At 69.1% G+C, this 16,609-nt stretch carries 16 protein-coding genes; 13 read left to right on the top strand and 3 right to left on the bottom strand.

Annotation, left to right across the window (positions count from 1 at the left end):
- Positions 1-162 precede the first annotated feature (162 nt).
- From ACX12L_RS11250 to ACX12L_RS11230, 5 genes are all read left to right on the top strand, one after another.
- Positions 163-768, top strand: a complete 606-nt coding sequence (locus ACX12L_RS11250) for a 2'-5' RNA ligase family protein (RefSeq protein WP_459262632.1) — start codon at positions 163-165, stop codon at positions 766-768.
- A 65-nt stretch (positions 769-833) separates the two neighbouring features.
- On the top strand, positions 834-1,151 hold the full coding sequence (locus tag ACX12L_RS11245) for a hypothetical protein (RefSeq protein WP_459262631.1): 318 nt from the start codon (positions 834-836) through the stop codon (positions 1,149-1,151).
- 51 nt (positions 1,152-1,202) lie between these two features.
- Entirely contained in the window at positions 1,203-2,654 is a 1,452-nt protein-coding gene (gene rlmD / locus ACX12L_RS11240) for a 23S rRNA (uracil(1939)-C(5))-methyltransferase RlmD (RefSeq protein ID WP_459262630.1), read from the top strand.
- 11 nt (positions 2,655-2,665) lie between these two features.
- Positions 2,666-4,009 carry a D-serine ammonia-lyase gene (locus ACX12L_RS11235; protein ID WP_459262629.1) on the top strand — a complete coding sequence of 448 codons (1,344 nt, stop codon included), beginning with the start codon at positions 2,666-2,668 and terminating at the stop codon, positions 4,007-4,009.
- A 56-nt stretch (positions 4,010-4,065) separates the two neighbouring features.
- Complete coding sequence (locus tag ACX12L_RS11230; RefSeq protein WP_459262628.1) at positions 4,066-5,193, top strand: NAD(P)/FAD-dependent oxidoreductase; 1,128 nt, start codon at positions 4,066-4,068, stop codon at positions 5,191-5,193.
- Positions 5,194-5,211: 18 nt separating this feature from the next.
- Here ACX12L_RS11230 and ACX12L_RS11225 read toward each other — a convergent pair whose 3' ends face one another.
- The gene (locus ACX12L_RS11225; protein WP_459262627.1) at positions 5,212-5,802 is read right to left on the bottom strand and encodes an IMPACT family protein; all 591 of its coding nucleotides are present in this window, start codon (positions 5,800-5,802) and stop codon (positions 5,212-5,214) included.
- Between the two features lie 181 nt (positions 5,803-5,983).
- On the opposite strand from ACX12L_RS11225, the gene azu reads away from it, so the two are divergent.
- Complete coding sequence (gene azu / locus ACX12L_RS11220; RefSeq protein WP_459262626.1) at positions 5,984-6,442, top strand: azurin; 459 nt, start codon at positions 5,984-5,986, stop codon at positions 6,440-6,442.
- A gap of 77 nt (positions 6,443-6,519) precedes the next feature.
- Positions 6,520-8,946 (top strand): YgiQ family radical SAM protein, encoded by a 2,427-nt coding sequence (locus tag ACX12L_RS11215; RefSeq protein ID WP_459262625.1) that lies wholly within the window; start codon positions 6,520-6,522, stop codon positions 8,944-8,946.
- Between the two features lie 52 nt (positions 8,947-8,998).
- Here ACX12L_RS11215 and ACX12L_RS11210 read toward each other — a convergent pair whose 3' ends face one another.
- Positions 8,999-9,718 carry a DUF1294 domain-containing protein gene (locus ACX12L_RS11210; RefSeq protein WP_459262624.1) on the bottom strand — a complete coding sequence of 240 codons (720 nt, stop codon included), beginning with the start codon at positions 9,716-9,718 and terminating at the stop codon, positions 8,999-9,001.
- Between the two features lie 49 nt (positions 9,719-9,767).
- Positions 9,768-10,964 carry an amino acid aminotransferase gene (locus tag ACX12L_RS11205; RefSeq protein ID WP_459262623.1) on the bottom strand — a complete coding sequence of 399 codons (1,197 nt, stop codon included), beginning with the start codon at positions 10,962-10,964 and terminating at the stop codon, positions 9,768-9,770.
- Positions 10,965-11,079: 115 nt separating this feature from the next.
- Here ACX12L_RS11205 and uvrB point away from each other — a divergent pair, with 115 nt between their 5' ends.
- The 6 genes from uvrB to hscB all read left to right on the top strand — a co-directional run bounded on the left by uvrB (position 11,080) and on the right by hscB (position 16,590).
- Entirely contained in the window at positions 11,080-13,167 is a 2,088-nt protein-coding gene (uvrB, locus tag ACX12L_RS11200; RefSeq protein WP_459262622.1) for an excinuclease ABC subunit UvrB, read from the top strand.
- Positions 13,168-13,405: 238 nt separating this feature from the next.
- Complete coding sequence (gene iscR / locus ACX12L_RS11195; protein WP_459262621.1) at positions 13,406-13,942, top strand: Fe-S cluster assembly transcriptional regulator IscR; 537 nt, start codon at positions 13,406-13,408, stop codon at positions 13,940-13,942.
- A gap of 84 nt (positions 13,943-14,026) precedes the next feature.
- On the top strand, positions 14,027-15,247 hold the full coding sequence (locus tag ACX12L_RS11190; protein WP_459262620.1) for an IscS subfamily cysteine desulfurase: 1,221 nt from the start codon (positions 14,027-14,029) through the stop codon (positions 15,245-15,247).
- 34 nt (positions 15,248-15,281) lie between these two features.
- Positions 15,282-15,683 (top strand): Fe-S cluster assembly scaffold IscU, encoded by a 402-nt coding sequence (gene iscU / locus ACX12L_RS11185; protein ID WP_459262619.1) that lies wholly within the window; start codon positions 15,282-15,284, stop codon positions 15,681-15,683.
- 7 nt (positions 15,684-15,690) lie between these two features.
- Positions 15,691-16,014: an iron-sulfur cluster assembly protein IscA gene (gene iscA / locus ACX12L_RS11180; RefSeq protein ID WP_013519039.1), complete on the top strand. Its 324-nt coding sequence runs from the start codon at positions 15,691-15,693 to the stop codon at positions 16,012-16,014.
- A gap of 57 nt (positions 16,015-16,071) precedes the next feature.
- Positions 16,072-16,590 carry a Fe-S protein assembly co-chaperone HscB gene (hscB, locus tag ACX12L_RS11175; RefSeq protein WP_459262618.1) on the top strand — a complete coding sequence of 173 codons (519 nt, stop codon included), beginning with the start codon at positions 16,072-16,074 and terminating at the stop codon, positions 16,588-16,590.
- The last annotated feature ends 19 nt before the right edge of the window (positions 16,591-16,609 follow it).

The following is a 16,609-nucleotide window of genomic DNA, read 5'->3' as shown; positions in this document are numbered from 1 at the left end:
CGGCTTTGTTTCTGTCGTGGAAAATGCGATTCCTGGATTATTTGGCCGCCAGTCCTGCGGACTGGAGTGCCTGTCTTGATAATGCCGAATGCGCCGCGGCATATGCGGCGTGGATAAAGCCTGTTGCCGGCAGGGCGAAACTGCGGCGCTACAGTGGAGTGCATGCAAGCACCGCAACGGTCGCCCGCAGGCGTGGAGCCTGCGGCGCCACCCCTTCAGCACCATCTGTTCTTCGCCGTGTTGCCCGACGCCGCGGCAGCGCAGGCGGCGGCCGGCCTGGCGCAGTCGCTCATCGCGCGCCACGACCTGCAGGCGCAGGTGCGGGCGCAGCGCCTGCACGCCACGCTGCTGTCGCTGGGCTGGGAGGCCACGCTGTCCGAGCGCCACCTGGCATGGGCGCGCGCCGCGGCGGCGCGGGTGCGGGCGCGGTCGTTTCGGCTGCGCTTCGACCGCGTGCTGAGCTTTGCGCGTGCGCCGCGGGCCAAGCGCCCCTGCGTGCTGTGCGGGCCTGCCGACGGGCACGCCGGCTTCCTGCGCCTGTACGAGGCGCTGCACGCGCAGCTGTGGTCCCAGGTGCCGGGGCTGCAGGGCGTGCCGCAGGCGCCGCGCATCACGCCGCACATGACGCTGTGCTACAGCCGCCAGGCCGTGCCCGGGCAGGCCGTGCCGCCCCTGGCCTGGACGGTGAGCCGCTTCGTGCTGCTGCACAACGTGCGCGGGTCGAGCGGGCCTTACGAGGTGCTGGGCGAGTGGCCCCTGGACTCTTGAATGTTGCATGCCACCCAGGCTTCGCAATAATGCCGCGCATCCACATCATCAGGAGGAAGGGAACCATGCCCGCCATTCGCCTTGCCGCGGCCTGCGCGGCCGTCCTGTCTGCCGGCTTGTTTGCGCAGAGCGCCAGCGCCGCGTGCTACGTGGTCTATGGGGCGGACAGGCAGCTCGTCTACCGCTCGCAGACGCCGCCGGTGGACCTGTCGCGCCCCCTGCACGAGACCGTGGCGCGGATCGCGCCGGGCGGCACGCTGGTGTTCTCGCTGGACAACCACGGCTGCGAGCTCGAGATCAACCACCTGCCCGATGCAGGCGGCGCCCGCGCCGGCGCTGCGCAGGCGGCCCCCGCGCGCACGCCGCCTGCCGAGAGCCGCTGAAACGGCATCCGTGGCCTGCCGGGGCGGCGGCGGCCTGAGACAATCGGGGCCATGAGCGACCCCACTGCAACCCTTCTCCCACCCGAAACCCCGCACGATCTGCCGCCCGGCTGGCTCGAAGTCACGTCCATGGACATGGACGCCCAGGGCGTGGCGCGCAAGAGCGATGGCAAGGTCGTGTTCATTGACGGCGCCCTGCCCACCGAACTGGTCAGCGCCAACACCCACCGCAAGAAGAACAACTGGGAGCAGGCCAGCCTCACCGAGATCCACCGCGAATCCAGCCAGCGCGTGCGGCCCGGCTGCCCGCACTTCGGCCTGCACGCGGGCGCCTGCGGCGGCTGCAAGATGCAGCACCTGGACGCCAGGGCGCAGGTGGCCATGAAGCAGCGCGTGCTGGAGGACAACCTCTGGCACCTGGCCAAGGTCAGGGCCGAGACCATCCTGCGCCCCATCGAGGGGCCGGCCTGGGGCTACCGCTACCGCGCGCGCCTGTCGGTGCGCTACGTGCCCAAGAAAGGCACGGTGCTGGTGGGCTTTCACGAGCGCAAGAGCCGCTACATCGCCGACATGCAGACCTGCAAGATCCTGCCGCCGCACGTGGACGCCATGCTCATGCCGCTGCGCGCCCTGATCGCCGGCATGCAGGCGCGCGACACCTGCCCGCAGATCGAGCTGGCCTGCGGCGACGCGGTCACGGCCCTGGTGCTGCGCCACCTGGAGCCGCTGTCGGACGCCGACAAGGCCAGGCTGCGCGCCTTCGCGGCCGAGCATGGCGTGCAATGGTGGCTGCAGCCCAAGGGGCCGGACACGGTGCACCTGCTCGACGAGGGCGGCGAGCAGCTCGCCTACGGGCTGCCGGACTTCGGCATCACCATGCCCTTCAAGCCCACGGACTTCACCCAGGTCAACCCGCACATCAACCGCGTGCTGGTCACGCGCGCGCTGCGCCTGCTGGACGCGCGCGAGGACGAGCGCGTGATCGACTGGTTCTGCGGCCTGGGCAACTTCACGCTGCCCATCGCCACCCGCTCGCGCGAGGTGCTGGGCGTGGAGGGCAGCGAGGCGCTGGTCGCCCGCTCGCGCGAGAATTATCAGAAAAATCAGGCCCAAAGGCAGGCTGGTAAAGCGCTGGCAGCTACCAATTTCGTTGCACGCAACCTGTTCGAGATGACGCCCGAGGTGCTGATCGCCGACGGCGCGGCCGACAAATGGCTGGTCGATCCGCCGCGCGAGGGCGCATTCGCCCTGTCCAAGGCGCTGGCCGACATCCACCAGGCGCGCCTGGGCGCCGCGGAGGCGCCGCCGCTGCCAGCGGGGCACGAGCGCTGGCAGCCGCCCCGGCGCATCGTCTACGTGAGCTGCAACCCCGCCACGCTGGCGCGCGACGCGGGCCTGCTGGTGCACCAGGCGGGCTACCGCTGCGCGGCGGCGGGCGTGGTCAACATGTTCCCGCACACGGCCCATGTGGAGAGCATGGCGGTGTTCGAGCGGGCGGCTTGACATTGCCCTCCATGCGTTCTTCCCCTCCACCCTCGCACGAAGACCCGGCGGCCGCGCGGCTGCGCCGGGCCGAGCCCTGCCTGTGGTTCAACCTGCGGCGCCGGGACACGGCGGCGCGGCTGCCCGTGGCCGGCACGCAGATCGGCCTGAATGACGTGGAGGCCGCCGCCGCCCGCTTCGCGCGCTGCGCGCCGCTGCTCGCGCAGGTGTTCCCCGAGCTGCGGGCAGCGGGCGGCGTGATCGAATCGCCCCTGCTGCGGGCGCCGGGCCTGCACCCGGCCGCCGGCCTGGCGCCGGGGCAGGGCGCCCTGTGGATCAAGGCCGACCATGGGCTGCCCGTGGCCGGCTCGGTCAAGGCCCGGGGCGGCATCCACGAGGTGCTGGAACTGGCCGAGCGCCTGGCCCTGCGGCACGGCCTGCTCGCCCCGCAATCCGGCCCCGGCGACTACCGCGCCCTGGCCGGCCCGGCCGCGCGCGCCGTGTTCGCGCGCCACACCGTGGCCGTGGGCTCCACGGGCAACCTGGGGCTGGGCATCGGCGTGGCCGCATCGGCGCTGGGCTTTCGCGCGGTGGTGCACATGTCGGCCGACGCCAAGGAATGGAAGAAAGAGCGCCTGCGCCTGCGCGGCGTGCAGGTGGTGGAGCACGCGGGCGACTACGAGGGCGCCGTGGCCGCGGGGCGCGCGCAGGCCGCGCAGGATCCGTTCAGCCATTTCGTGGACGACGAGCGCTCGCTGTCCCTGCTGCTGGGCTACAGCGCTGCCGCGCCGCACCTGCGCCGGCAGCTGCAGGGCGCGGGCATCGCCGTGGATGCGCGGCATCCGCTGTTCGTGTACCTGCCCTGCGGCGTGGGCGGCGCGCCGGCGGGCATCACCTTCGGCCTGCGGCAGGTGCTGGGGCCGCATGTGCACTGCTTCTTCGCGGAGCCGGTGCAGTCGCCCTGCTTCATGGTGCAGATGATGGCCGGGCAGGGCGCTCACCCTTCGGTGTACGACTGGGGCCTGACCAACCGGACCGAGGCCGACGGCCTGGCCGTGCCGCGCGCCTCGCTGCCCGCGGCCGAGCTCATGGCGCCGCTGCTCTCGGGCTGCTTCACGGTGCGCGACGAGACGCTTTTCCGCCAGCTGGTGCAGGTGCTGGACGCCACGGGCGAGCGCATCGAGCCCTCGGCCGCCGCGGGGCTGGGCGGCCCCGGGCTGCTGGCGGGCACGGATGGCGGCCGCACCTGGCTGGCCGCGCAGGGCCTGCTGCCCCACCTGCCGCGGGCCACGCACCTGGTGTGGACCACGGGCGGGCTGTTCGTGCCTCCCGAGGCCTACGCGCGCTTCGTGGAGCGCGGGCGGGCGCAGGCATGAACGTCGGCGCCGGTGCAAGCACCGGCAATCCGCCTTTCCTTGCAGGCACGGAACCCATGCAAACGTACGACTTCGTGGTCATCGGCGCGGGCATTGCCGGCGCATCCATCGGCTGGGAACTGGCCGCCCGGCGGCGCGTGCTGCTGCTCGAACGTGAATTCCAGCCCGGCTACCACACCACGGGCCGGTCGGCCGCGCTGTATTCGGCCACCTATGGCACGCCCAACATCCAGGCGCTCACGCGGGCCAGCCGGGCCTTCTACGATGCGCCGCCGCCCGAGTTCGGCACGTCGCCCATCCTCACGCCACGCGGCGTGATGTACGTGGCGGGGCCGCACCAGCTTGGCCTGCTGGAGGCCGCCCATGCCGAGGCCCTGCCGCGCGATCCCCATGTGCGCCGCCTGACGCGCGAGGAGATGCTGGCGCTCGTGCCCTGCCTGCGCCCCGAGGCCGTGGCCGCGGGCATGAGCGAGCCCGGCGCCGCCGACATCGACGTGCACGGCCTGCACCAGGGCTACCTGCGCGGCCTGCGCCGGCGCGGCGGCCAGGTCCGCACCGATGCCGGGGTGACGGGGCTGCGGCGCACGGGGGCGGGCTGGCGCATCACGCTGGCCGACGGCGGGACTGTCGAGGCCGGTGCCGTGGTCAATGCCGCAGGCGCATGGGCCGACGTGGTCGCTGGCCTGGCCGGCGTGCCGCCCATAGGGCTGGAGCCGCGGCGGCGCACGGCATTCACATTCCCGGTGCCGGCGGGCATGGACGCGGCCCGCTGGCCGGCCGTCATCGGCATCGACGAGAGCTATTACTTCAAGCCCGACGCGGGCCAGCTGCTGGGCTCGCCGGCCAACGCCGACCCCGTGGCCCCGCACGACGTGGTGCCCGAGGAGCTGGACGTGGCCCTGGGCATCCACCGCATCGGGCAGGTGGCGGACTTCGAGATCCGGCGCCCCTCCCGCGCTTGGGCCGGGCTGCGCTCCTTCGTGGCCGATGGCGACCTGGTCATCGGCTGGGACAACCACGTGCCCGGCTTCTTCTGGCTGGCCGCGCAGGGCGGCTACGGCATACAGAGCGCGGCGGGCGCGGCCCTGCTGGCCCGGCAGCTGGCGCTGGGCGAGCCGCTGGAGGCGAGCCTGGCGCACGAAGGCATCACGCGCGACGCGCTGTCGCCCGCGCGCCTGCGCTGACCCGCCCCGCCGGGCGCATCACTGCGGCGCCAGCCAGGCCACGCGGCCATGCCCCAGGTCGCCCATGCGCGCCATGAAGGCCTCGGCCCGGTCCTGGGGCAGGCGCAGCTGCAGCAGCACCTGCGAGCCGTGGGCCACGTCCAGCAGCTCGGCGCCGGCGGCCTCGATCTCGCGGCGCAGCAGTCCCTCCAGCGCATAGGGCACGCTGCACCGCAAGGTGCTCATGCGCCGCAGCGGTGTCTTCTCGGCCTGCAGCAGGGCCTGGGCCACGGTGTCGGTGTAGGCCCGCACCAGGCCGCCCGCGCCCAGCTTCACGCCGCCGAAGTAGCGCACCACGGTGGCCAGGACGCCCTCCAGGTCCTGGTGGCGCAGCACGTCCAGCATGGGCCGGCCGGCCGTGCCGCCGGGCTCGCCGTCGTCCACAGCGGCCGACTGGCCGCCCGCCAGCAGCGCCCAGCAGACATGGGCCGCGCCCGGGTGCTGGCGCCACAGCCCGTCCACCACCGCCTGGGCGCCGGCGCGGTCCGCCATGGGCTGCACGCAGCCTATGAAGCGGCTCTTCTTGATGACGAGTTCGCTGTGGACGGGGGCACTCAGGGTGTATGGCATGGGGGCCGCGAGCTTACCCCAGCCACGTTTTCTGCCATTTCGTGACATTTCGCAGGCTTGATTTCCCCGGCCGCCGCTGCGAAATGCAGGAATGCCACGTCCCGCCTGCGGCCGGCCAGGGCACATGTCTGCCTGATGCATCCGGCCAGCCGGGCGTGGCTTGCATCAAGGAGGAATCAGCATGCACACGCTCTGGAAGCCCCTGGCCCTGGCCCTCGTGGCCGGCGCCGGCGCGCACGCGGCATGGGCCGCCGACTGCGCCATCGAGATCGGCGGCAATGACGCCATGCAGTACGACAAGACGAGCATCAGCGTGCCCGCCAGCTGCAAGCAGATCACCGTTACGCTCAAGCACACGGGCAAGCTGCCCAAGGCGTCCATGGGCCACAACTGGGTGCTGGCCAAGACGGCCGACATGCCGGGCGTGGTGGCCGACGGCGCGGCGGCCGGCCTGGCCAAGAACTACGTCAAGGACGGCGACACGCGCGTGCTGGCCCACACCAAGGTCGTGGGCGGCGGCGAGTCCGACGCGGTGACCTTCGCCACCAGCGTGCTCAAGGCCGGCGGGCCGTACAGCTATTTCTGCTCGTTTCCGGGGCATTCGGCCCTCATGAAGGGCACGCTGACGCTGGCCAGGTAGAGGATGGGGGCGGGCCGGCCATGGCGCGAATGGCCCGGGCCTCCTAAAATGCCCGGCCCCGTCCCGCAGGCCCCCCGATGAACGCCCCTATCGATGTCTCCTTCTTTCCGCGCCACGCCAAGCCGCTGACCAGCTACCGCCCGTACTGGGCCAGGCGCTTCGGCCCGGCGCCCTACCTGCCGATGAGCCGCGCCGAGATGGAGCAGCTCGGCTGGGACAGCTGCGACGTCGTGCTGGTGACGGGCGACGCCTACGTGGACCACCCGAGCTTCGGCATGGCCGTGATCGGCCGCGTGCTGGAGGCGCAGGGCTTTCGCGTGGGCATCATCGCCCAGCCCGACTGGCACAGCGCCGACGCCTTCAAGGCGCTGGGCAAGCCCAACCTGTTCTGGGGCGTGACGGCGGGCAACATGGATTCCATGATCAACCGCTACACGGCGGACCGCAAGATCCGCAGCGACGACGCCTACACCCCCGGCGACGTGGGCGGCAAGCGCCCCGACCGCGCGGCCGTCGTCTACAGCCAGCGCTGCCGCGAGGCGTACAAGGACGTGCCCATCGTGCTCGGCGGCATCGAGGGGAGCCTGCGCCGCATCGCCCACTATGACTACTGGAGCGACAAGGTGCGCCGCTCCATCGTGGTGGACAGCAAGTGCGACATCCTGCTGTTCGGCAACGCCGAGCGCGCCCTGGTCGAGGTGGCGCACCGCATCGCCCAGCGCCAGCCGGTGGAGAGCATCACCGACGTGCGCGGCACGGCCTTCGTGCGCCGCGCGTCAGAGCCCGGCTGGTTCGAGATCGACTCCACCGAGGTGGACGAGCCCGGCCGCGTCGACGAGCCCATCAACCCCTACATGACCACGAGCGAGCAGGCCGCGGCCCAGGGACAGGCCTGCGCGCAGGAGGATGCTCCTTCTTCCATAGCTGCCAGCGCTTTCCTGGAGGGCGCTGAAGGCCAAAAAGACCTGAAACCCGTGCAGTTCGTCCCCAACCCGGCGCTGCCGGCCCGGGGGCGCAGCGGCCGCGTGCTGCCGCCGCGCGGCAGGACGGTGATCCGCCTGCCCGGCTACGAGCAGGTCAAGGCCGACCCCGTGCTCTACGCCCACGCCAACCGCGTGCTGCACCTGGAGACCAACCCCGGCAACGCCCGCGCGCTGGTGCAGGCGCACGGCGAGGGCAGGGCGGCGCGCGACGTGTGGCTGAACCCGCCGCCCATCCCCCTGACCACGGCCGAGATGGACTGGATCTTCGGCCTGCCCTATGCGCGCAACCCCCACCCGGGCTACGCCGATGAGAAGGGCGGCTTCGAGGGGGCCACCAAGATCCCCGCGTGGGAGATGATCCGCGCCTCCATCAACATCATGCGCGGGTGCTTCGGCGGCTGCACCTTCTGCTCCATCACCGAGCACGAGGGGCGCATCATCCAGAGCCGCTCCGAGGACTCCATCATTGCCGAGGTGGAAGACATCCGCGACAAGGTCAAGGGCTTCACCGGCACCATCTCCGACCTCGGCGGCCCCACGGCCAACATGTACCGCCTGGGCTGCCGCAGCCCCGAGATCGAGGCCGCCTGCCGCAAGCCCAGCTGCGTGTTCCCCGGCATCTGCCAGAACCTGACCACCGACCACGGCCCGCTCATCAACATCTACCGCCGCGCGCGCAGGCTGCCGGGCATCAAGAAGATCCTCATCGGCTCGGGCCTGCGCTACGACCTGGCGGTGCAGTCGCCCGAGTACGTGAAGGAGCTGGTCCAGCACCACGTGGGCGGGTACCTCAAGATCGCGCCCGAGCACACCGAGGCCGGGCCGCTGTCGAAGATGATGAAGCCCGGCATAGGCAACTACGACCGCTTCAAGCAGATGTTCGAGCAGTACACGGCCGAGGCGGGCAAGAAGCAGTACCTGATCCCGTACTTCATCGCCGCCCACCCCGGCACCACCGACGAGGACATGCTGAACCTGGCCCTCTGGCTCAAGAAGAACGGCTTTCGCGCCGACCAGGTGCAGGCCTTCTACCCCAGCCCCATGGCCAGCGCCACGGCCATGTACCACACGGGCCGCAACACCCTGACCCGCGTGCGCCGCCAGATGCGCGACGCCGCCGAGGAGCAGGTGGACACCGTGCGCGGCGAGAAGCGCCGACGCCTGCACAAGGCCTTCCTGCGCTACCACGACCCGAACAACTGGCCGCTGCTGCGCGAGGCCCTGAAGAGCATGGGCCGCGCCGACCTCATCGGCAACGGCAAGCACCACCTGATCCCCACGTTCCAGCCGCTGGTCGATGGCGGCTACCAGAGCGCGCGCAGGAAGAACAGCACCGCGTCCAAGGGCAGCGCGCCCGGCGTGGGCTACGCCATCAACAAGGACGGCAAGGCCGTCGCGCTGCGCCGCCGCCCGCAGGAGCAGCAGGAGCCCCAGGGCGACGTGCGCTTCCGCACGGCCCAGCCCCGGCCGGGGCAGATGCTGTCCCAGCACACGGGCCTGCCGCCGCGCAAGCGGCGCTGAGCAGCCTGCAGACCGAAAATGCTGTTAACGCCCTCTGCTAGGGCGTTGGCAGCTATTGAAAATGAAGTAGCTCAGGTCGCAGCACCACCACTCCCACTGCTGCGCAATTGAGCAGTACCGTGGCCCAGTACACGCTGCGGAACTCTGGCTTGCGGGACTTGTGGCGCAACCATTGCTGGGCCCACCAGGCTGCGGGCCAGCCGCCCAGCAAGGCGAGCAGGTGCAGCTGCTTTTCGCTGGTGCGCCAAGTGCCGCGCTGGGCCGCGCTCTTGTCCAGTGCATAGCTAAGGAAGGTGAGCAGATTCAGTGCTGTCATTGCACCCAGCAGCCACAGTGGAAAACGCTGCACCCAGCCGCCCCAGGCCAGCAGGGCGAGCCAGCCCAGCATCAACACCATGGCCAGGCCTGCGCCGGCAGGGGCATCGTCCCTGGCCTGCGCTCTGGTGCGGCGCCTGGCCGCGGGTCGAGAACGCTGCAAGGGCGCTGCGGCAGGGGGACTGAAGGCAGACGCCATCGGTTGCGATACGGCTGGGCGCGCGGTACTGGCGGCCGTGGACGATGTGACTCGCGCCGATCGAGGGCGCACATCCATGGCGCGCGGGCCTTTGCCGCCTACCTGAATCTCTTCGTATTCGACCTGCATGCCCTCGATTGGCGGCGTGGTGCCGCGAAAGTCGCGGATGTGGAAGAACACATTGCTGCTGTGCGCCCCCTGGATGAAGCCAAAGCCTTTGCCCGAGTCCCAGCGGCGGATGGTTCCTTGTGTGTGCATCTGTAAAAAACCGCCCGAAGGCGGTTGAGGGCAAGTGTGATGAGGGCGCTCAGACCACCTTGGCGATCGACTGGCACACGTAGTCGATGTTCTTGCTGTTGAGCGCGGCCACGCACATGCGGCCCGTGTCGGTGCCGTAGACGCCGAACTCGTTGCGCAGGCGCACCATCTGGTCCTTGGACAGGCCCGAGTAGCTGAACATGCCGATCTGCGTGGTGATGAAGCCCATGTCCTGCTTCACGCCGGCGGCCTTCAGGCCATCGACCAGCTTCTGGCGCATGGCCTTGATGCGCACGCGCATCTCGCCCAGTTCCTTTTCCCACAGGGCGCGCAGCGCGGGGTCGTTCAGCACCGCGGCCACCACGGCGCCGCCGTGCGTGGGCGGGTTGCTGTAGTTGGTGCGGATCACGATCTTGAGCTGGCTGAGCACGCGCGCGGCCTCGTCCTTGTCGTTGGCCACCACCGACAGCGCGCCCACGCGCTCGCCGTACAGGCTGAAGCTCTTGCTGAAGGACGTGGAGACGAAGATGTTCAGGCCTGCGGCGACGAACTTGCCGATGACGGCGCCGTCCTCGGCGATGCCGTGGCCGAAGCCCTGGTAGGCCATGTCGAGGAAGGCCACGAGGCCCTTGGCCTTGACCACCTCGATCACCTTGTCCCACTGCGCGGGCGTGATGTCGTAGCCCGTGGGGTTGTGGCAGCAGGCGTGCAGCACGGCGATGGTGCCGGGCGCCGCGGCGTTCAGGTCGGCCAGCATGCCGTCGAAGTCCACCGAGCGCGTGGCGGCGTCGTAGTAGCGGTAGCTGCCCACCTCGAAGCCCGCGTTGGTGAAGATGGCGCGGTGGTTCTCCCAACTCGGGTCGGAGATCAGCACCTTGGCATCCGGGCTGACCTTTTTCAGGAAGTCGGCGCCGATCTTCAGCCCGCCCGTGCCGCCGATGGCCTGCACCGTGGCCACGCGGCCGGACTTGACCACGTCGGAGTCGGCGCCGAACACCAGCGCCTTGACGGCGTTGTCGTAGGCGGCGATGCCGTCGATGGGCAGGTAGCCGCGCGCCGCGGGCTTGTCCATCATGGCCTTCTCGGCCGCCTGCACACACTGCAGCAGGGGCAGCTTGCCGTTGTCGTCGAAGTACACGCCCACGCCCAGGTTGACCTTGGCAGGGTTGGTGTCGGCGGCGAATTGTTCGTTCAGGCCCAGGATGGGGTCGCGGGGTGCCATTTCGACGGCAGAAAACAGAGACATGAAGAATCCTTGAGGGGGGTGGAATTTCTCGCGCGTGACCCCAGGTGCAGTAGGCTTTCGGGTCAACCCGCAATTTTAATGAACGACGCGCGTCCGGGTGTCGTTGACCGCCGCCATGCAACCAGCCGCCACTGCCGCGCCCGCACCCGCCGGGCAGTTCGTCCACTTTCCCGACTCGCCGTTCGAGCTGTTCCAGCCCTATCCGCCGGCGGGCGACCAGCCCGAGGCCATCGCCAAGCTGGTGGAGGGCGTGCGCGACGGCGAGGTGTTCCAGACCCTGCTGGGCGTGACGGGCTCGGGCAAGACCTTCACCATGGCCAACGTGATCGCCCGCCTGGGCCGCCCGGCCATCGTGTTCGCTCCCAACAAGACGCTGGCGGCGCAGCTCTACAGCGAGTTCCGCGAGTTCTTCCCCAAGAACGCGGTGGAGTATTTCGTCAGCTACTACGACTACTACCAGCCCGAGGCCTACGTGCCGCAGCGCGACCTGTTCATCGAGAAGGACAGCGCCATCAACGAGCACATCGAGCAGATGCGCCTGTCGTGCACCAAGAGCCTGCTGGAGCGCCGCGACGTGGTCATCGTCGCCACCGTGTCGGCCATCTACGGCATCGGCAACCCCGAGAGCTACCACCGCATGGTGATGACGCTGCGCGCCGGCGACAGGATGGGCCAGCGCGAGGTGATCGCCCAGCTGATCCGCATGCAGTACCAGCGCAACGACCAGGACTTCTCGCGCGGCAAGTTCCGCGTGCGCGGCGACACCATCGACGTGTTCCCGGCCGAGCATTCCGAGCTCGCGGTGCGCATCGAGCTCTTCGACGACGAGGTCGAGAGCCTGCAGCTGTTCGACCCGCTCACCGGGCGCGTGCAGCAGAAGATCCCGCGCTTCACGGTCTACCCCAGCAGCCACTACGTGACGCCGCGCGACGTGGTGCTGGGCGCCGTGGAGACCATCAAGGAGGAGCTGCGCGAGCGCCTGGAGTTCTTCGCCAGGGAGGGCAAGCTGGTCGAGGCCCAGCGCCTGGAGCAGCGCACGCGCTTCGACCTGGAGATGCTCAGCGAGGTGGGGCACTGCAAGGGCATCGAGAACTACACGCGCCACCTCTCGGGCGCCGCCCCGGGCGAGCCGCCGAGCACGCTCACCGACTACCTGCCGCCCGATGCGCTGATGTTCCTCGACGAGAGCCACCAGATGATCGGCCAGCTCAACGCCATGTACAACGGCGACCGCTCGCGCAAGACCACGCTGGTGGAATACGGCTTTCGCCTGCCATCGGCGCTGGACAACCGCCCGCTCAAGTTCGAGGAGTTCGAGCAGCGCATGCGCCAGGTGGTCTTCGTCTCGGCCACGCCGGCGGACTACGAGAAGGAACACTCGGGCCAGATCGTGGACCAGGTGGTGCGCCCCACGGGCCTGGTCGATCCCGAGGTGGAGGTGCGCCCGGCCAGCACCCAGGTCGACGACGTGCTGCAGGAAATCCGCCTGCGCGTGGAGAAGAACGAGCGCGTGCTCATCACCACGCTGACCAAGCGCATGGCCGAGCAGCTGACCGACTACCTCGCCGACAACGGCGTGAAGGTGCGCTACCTGCACTCCGACGTGGACACCGTGGAGCGCGTGGAGATCATCCGCGACCTGCGCCTGGGCGCGTTCGACGTGCTGGTGGGCATCAACCTGCTGCGCGAGGGCCTGGACATTCCCGAGGTGTCGCTGGTCGCAATCCTGGACGCCGACAAGGAAGGCTTCCTGCGCGCCGAGCGCAGCCTGATCCAGACCATAGGCCGCGCGGCGCGCAACCTGCACGGCAAGGCCATCCTGTACGCCGACCGCGTGACCGACTCGATGAAAAAAGCCATCGGCGAGACGGAACGCCGGCGCGCCAGACAGATCGCACACAACGAGGAAATGGGGATCACGCCGCGCAGCATTGTCAAGCAGGTAAGAGACCTGATTGACGGCGTCTACAGCGAAAAGGCGGGCCAGGAGGCGCTGCGTCTGGAGCAGGAGGCCGCGCGCCACGCCGAGCTCGACGAGATGTCCGAAAAGGACATCGCGCGCGAGATCAAGCGGCTGGAAAAACGCATGCTGGAGCATGCGCGCAACCTGGAATTCGAGCAGGCCGCGCGCGTGCGCGACGAACTGGCCCGCCTGAAGGACCGGGTATTTGGCGCCCATGGCGGCGACCATGTCGCGGCGTGATGTGACCAATCGGGAGAAAGTGCGACCGGCCAGTCTAGTTACCCGACAAAATTGATGGGACTTTGTGCTATACTCCCACCAATTACTCAACTAATAGGGCCTTTTGCAAGAGAAGGGCCCCGGGGCAGCGGTCGGTAGCTGCCATGCTCCGTGAAAAGGGCGGAGACGGTGCCAGGGCGCGGTTCAGGCCATGCCCAAGGCGTTTTGATAACGATCTAGCCTAGACAAGGAGCTTGCGATGCGTCTCACTACCAAAGGCCGTTTTGCGGTCACCGCCATGATCGACCTGGCCCTGCGCCAGAACAACGGCCCCGTCACCCTGGCGGCCATCAGCCAGCGCCAGCAGATCTCGCTGTCCTATCTGGAGCAGCTGTTCGGCAAGCTGCGCCGCCACGAACTGGTGGAGTCCACGCGCGGCCCCGGCGGCGGCTATACGCTGGCACGCAAGGCAGGCGATATTACCGTAGCCGACATCATCGTCTCCGTGGACGAGCCCATCGACGCCACGCAATGCGGCGGCAAGGAAAACTGCCTGGGCGAGGCGGGCCGCTGCATGACGCACGAGCTGTGGGCCACGCTGAACCAGCGCATGGTCGAGTTCCTGGACTCCGTCACGCTGCAGAAGCTGGTGGACGACCAGCTCGCCAAGGGCGTGCAGATCGAGGACAAGCCCGTCACGCGCCGCGCGATCTCGACCACGCCGGTGGTCAAGCCGATCCGCGTGAATGCGCCCAACTCGGTGTTCGCCCTCGGCAACGTTTTTGCCAAATCCTGAGAGCTCGGGCAGTGTTCCGCTACAGAATCGCCTTCGTTTGATTCCAGACCTTCCCCGAGCCAGCGCCTTTTATTTGAGCCAGCCATGGACATGACCCCGCATTTCCCCATCTACCTCGACTACGGCGCCACGACTCCCGTGGATGCCCGCGTCGTAGACGCCATGATCCCTTGGCTGCGCGAGCACTTCGGCAATCCCGCGTCGCGCAGCCATGCCTGGGGCTGGGAGGCGGAAGAGGCCGTGGAGAAGGCCCGCGGCCATGTGGCCGAGCTGATCGGCGCCGACCCGCGCGAGATCGTCTGGACCAGCGGCGCGACCGAGTCGAACAACCTCGCCATCAAGGGCGCGGCCCATTTCTACAAGGGCAAGGGCAAGCACCTCATCACCGTCAAGACCGAGCACAAGGCCGTGCTGGACGTGATGCGCGAACTCGAACGCCAGGGCTTCGAGGTCACCTACCTCGACGTGCAGGAAAACGGCCTGCTCGACATCGAGAAGTTCAAGGCCGCGCTGCGCCCCGACACCATCCTCGCCAGCGTCATGTTCGTGAACAACGAGATCGGCGTGGTGCAGGACATCCCGGCCATCGGCGCCCTGTGCCGCGAGAAGGGCGTGATCTTCCACGTGGACGCCGCCCAGGCCACCGGCAAGGTCGAGATCGACCTGGGTGCGCTGCCCGTGGATCTGATGAGCCTGGCCTCGCACAAGACCTACGGCCCCAAGGGCATAGGCGCGCTGTACGTGCGCCGCAAGCCCCGCGTGCGCATCGAGGCGCAGATGCATGGCGGCGGCCACGAGCGCGGCATGCGCTCGGGCACGCTGCCCACGCACCAGATCGTGGGCATGGGCGAGGCCTTCCGCCTCGCCAGGCTGGAAATGGCCCAGGACCTGGCCAAGGTGCGCGCGCTGCACCAGCGCCTGCTGGAGGGCCTCTCGGACATCGAGCAGGTGTTCATCAACGGCGACCTGCAGCAGCGCGTGCCCCACAACCTGAACATGAGCTTCAACTACGTGGAGGGCGAATCGCTGATCATGGGCATCAAGGGCCTGGCGGTATCGAGCGGATCGGCCTGCACCTCGGCCAGCCTGGAGCCCAGCTACGTGCTGCGCGCGCTGGGGCGCAGCGACGAGCTGGCGCACAGCAGCCTGCGCATGACCATCGGCCGCTTCACGACCGAGGAAGAAATCGACTACGCGATCAGCACCATCCGCCACAACGTGGCCAAGCTGCGCGAGCTCAGTCCCCTGTGGGAGATGTACCAGGACGGCGTGGACCTGAGCACCATCCAATGGGCGGCGCATTGAGCGCGCGACAGGCTTGAACTAGGAGAGATACATCATGGCTTACTCGGACAAAGTGATCGACCATTACGAGAACCCGCGCAACGTGGGCTCGTTCGACAAGGGTGACGACTCGGTGGGAACCGGCATGGTGGGCGCGCCCGCCTGCGGCGACGTGATGAAGCTGCAGATCAAGGTGAACCCCGACACCGGCGTGATCGAGGACGCGCGCTTCAAGACCTACGGCTGCGGCTCGGCCATCGCGTCGTCGTCGCTCGTGACCGAATGGGTCAAGGGCAAGACGCTGGACGAGGCGGCTGCGCTCAAGAACAGCCAGATCGCCGAGGAACTGGCGCTGCCGCCCGTGAAGATCCACTGCTCCATCCTGGCCGAGGACGCGATCAAGGCGGCCGTGAACGACTACAAGGCCAAGCACGAAGCGGCCGTGGAAGCCGCCTGATACGACCATGGCCATCACGCTGACCGAAGCCGCCGCCCGGCATGTGACCCGCTACCTTGCCCGCAGGGGCAAGGGACTGGGCGTGCGTCTTGGCGTCAAGACCACGGGGTGCTCGGGCCTGGCCTACAAGCTCGAATACGTGGACGAGCAGGCCCCCGAGGACATCGTTTTCGAAAACCATGGCGTCAAGGTGCTGATCGACCCCAAGAGCCTGGCCTACATCGACGGGACGGAGCTCGACTTCGTGCGCGAAGGCCTCAACGAGGGCTTTCGCTTCATCAATCCCAACGAGCGCGACCGCTGCGGCTGCGGAGAGAGCTTCCGCGTGTGACCGTGCCGTGAGCCAGCGCCGCAACCGCCATCGCCCGCCGCGCTGGCGGTTTTTTTTATGAATCTTCAATCCGACGACTTCGAACTCTTCGGCGTGCCGCGCCGCTTCGCGCAGGACCGGGCCACGCTCGATGCCCGCTGGAAGGACCTGCAGCGCGAGGCCCATCCCGACCGCTTCGCCGCGCAGGGCGCGGCCGCGCAGCGCGTGGCCATGCAATGGTCGGTGCGCATCAACGAGGCCTACCAGCGCCTGAAGGACCCGCTCAGGCGCGCCGCCTACCTGTGCGAGCTCCATGGCGCGCCGATACGCGCCGAGGACAACACGGCCATGCCCGCGGCCTTCCTGATGCAGCAGATGCAGTGGCGCGAGGCGCTCGAAGAGGCCACCGGCATGGCCGAGCTCGACGCCCTCGACGACGAGACTCGGGCCGCGCGCGGCGCCGCCCTCGCGCGCTGCGGCGAGCTGATCGATGCGCGGCAGGACTACGCAGGCGCGGCGCGCGAGGTCAGAGCCCTCATGTTCATTGCGCGATTTGCGCAGGACATCGATTCGCGGCGCGAGCAACTGGGACAATAGCGGGTTGCCTCCACACCTT

The organism is Alicycliphilus sp. T452, from assembly GCF_054512775.1.
The sequence above is the reverse complement of the archived record's forward strand: the minus strand, read 5'-3'. Positions and strand labels throughout refer to the sequence as shown.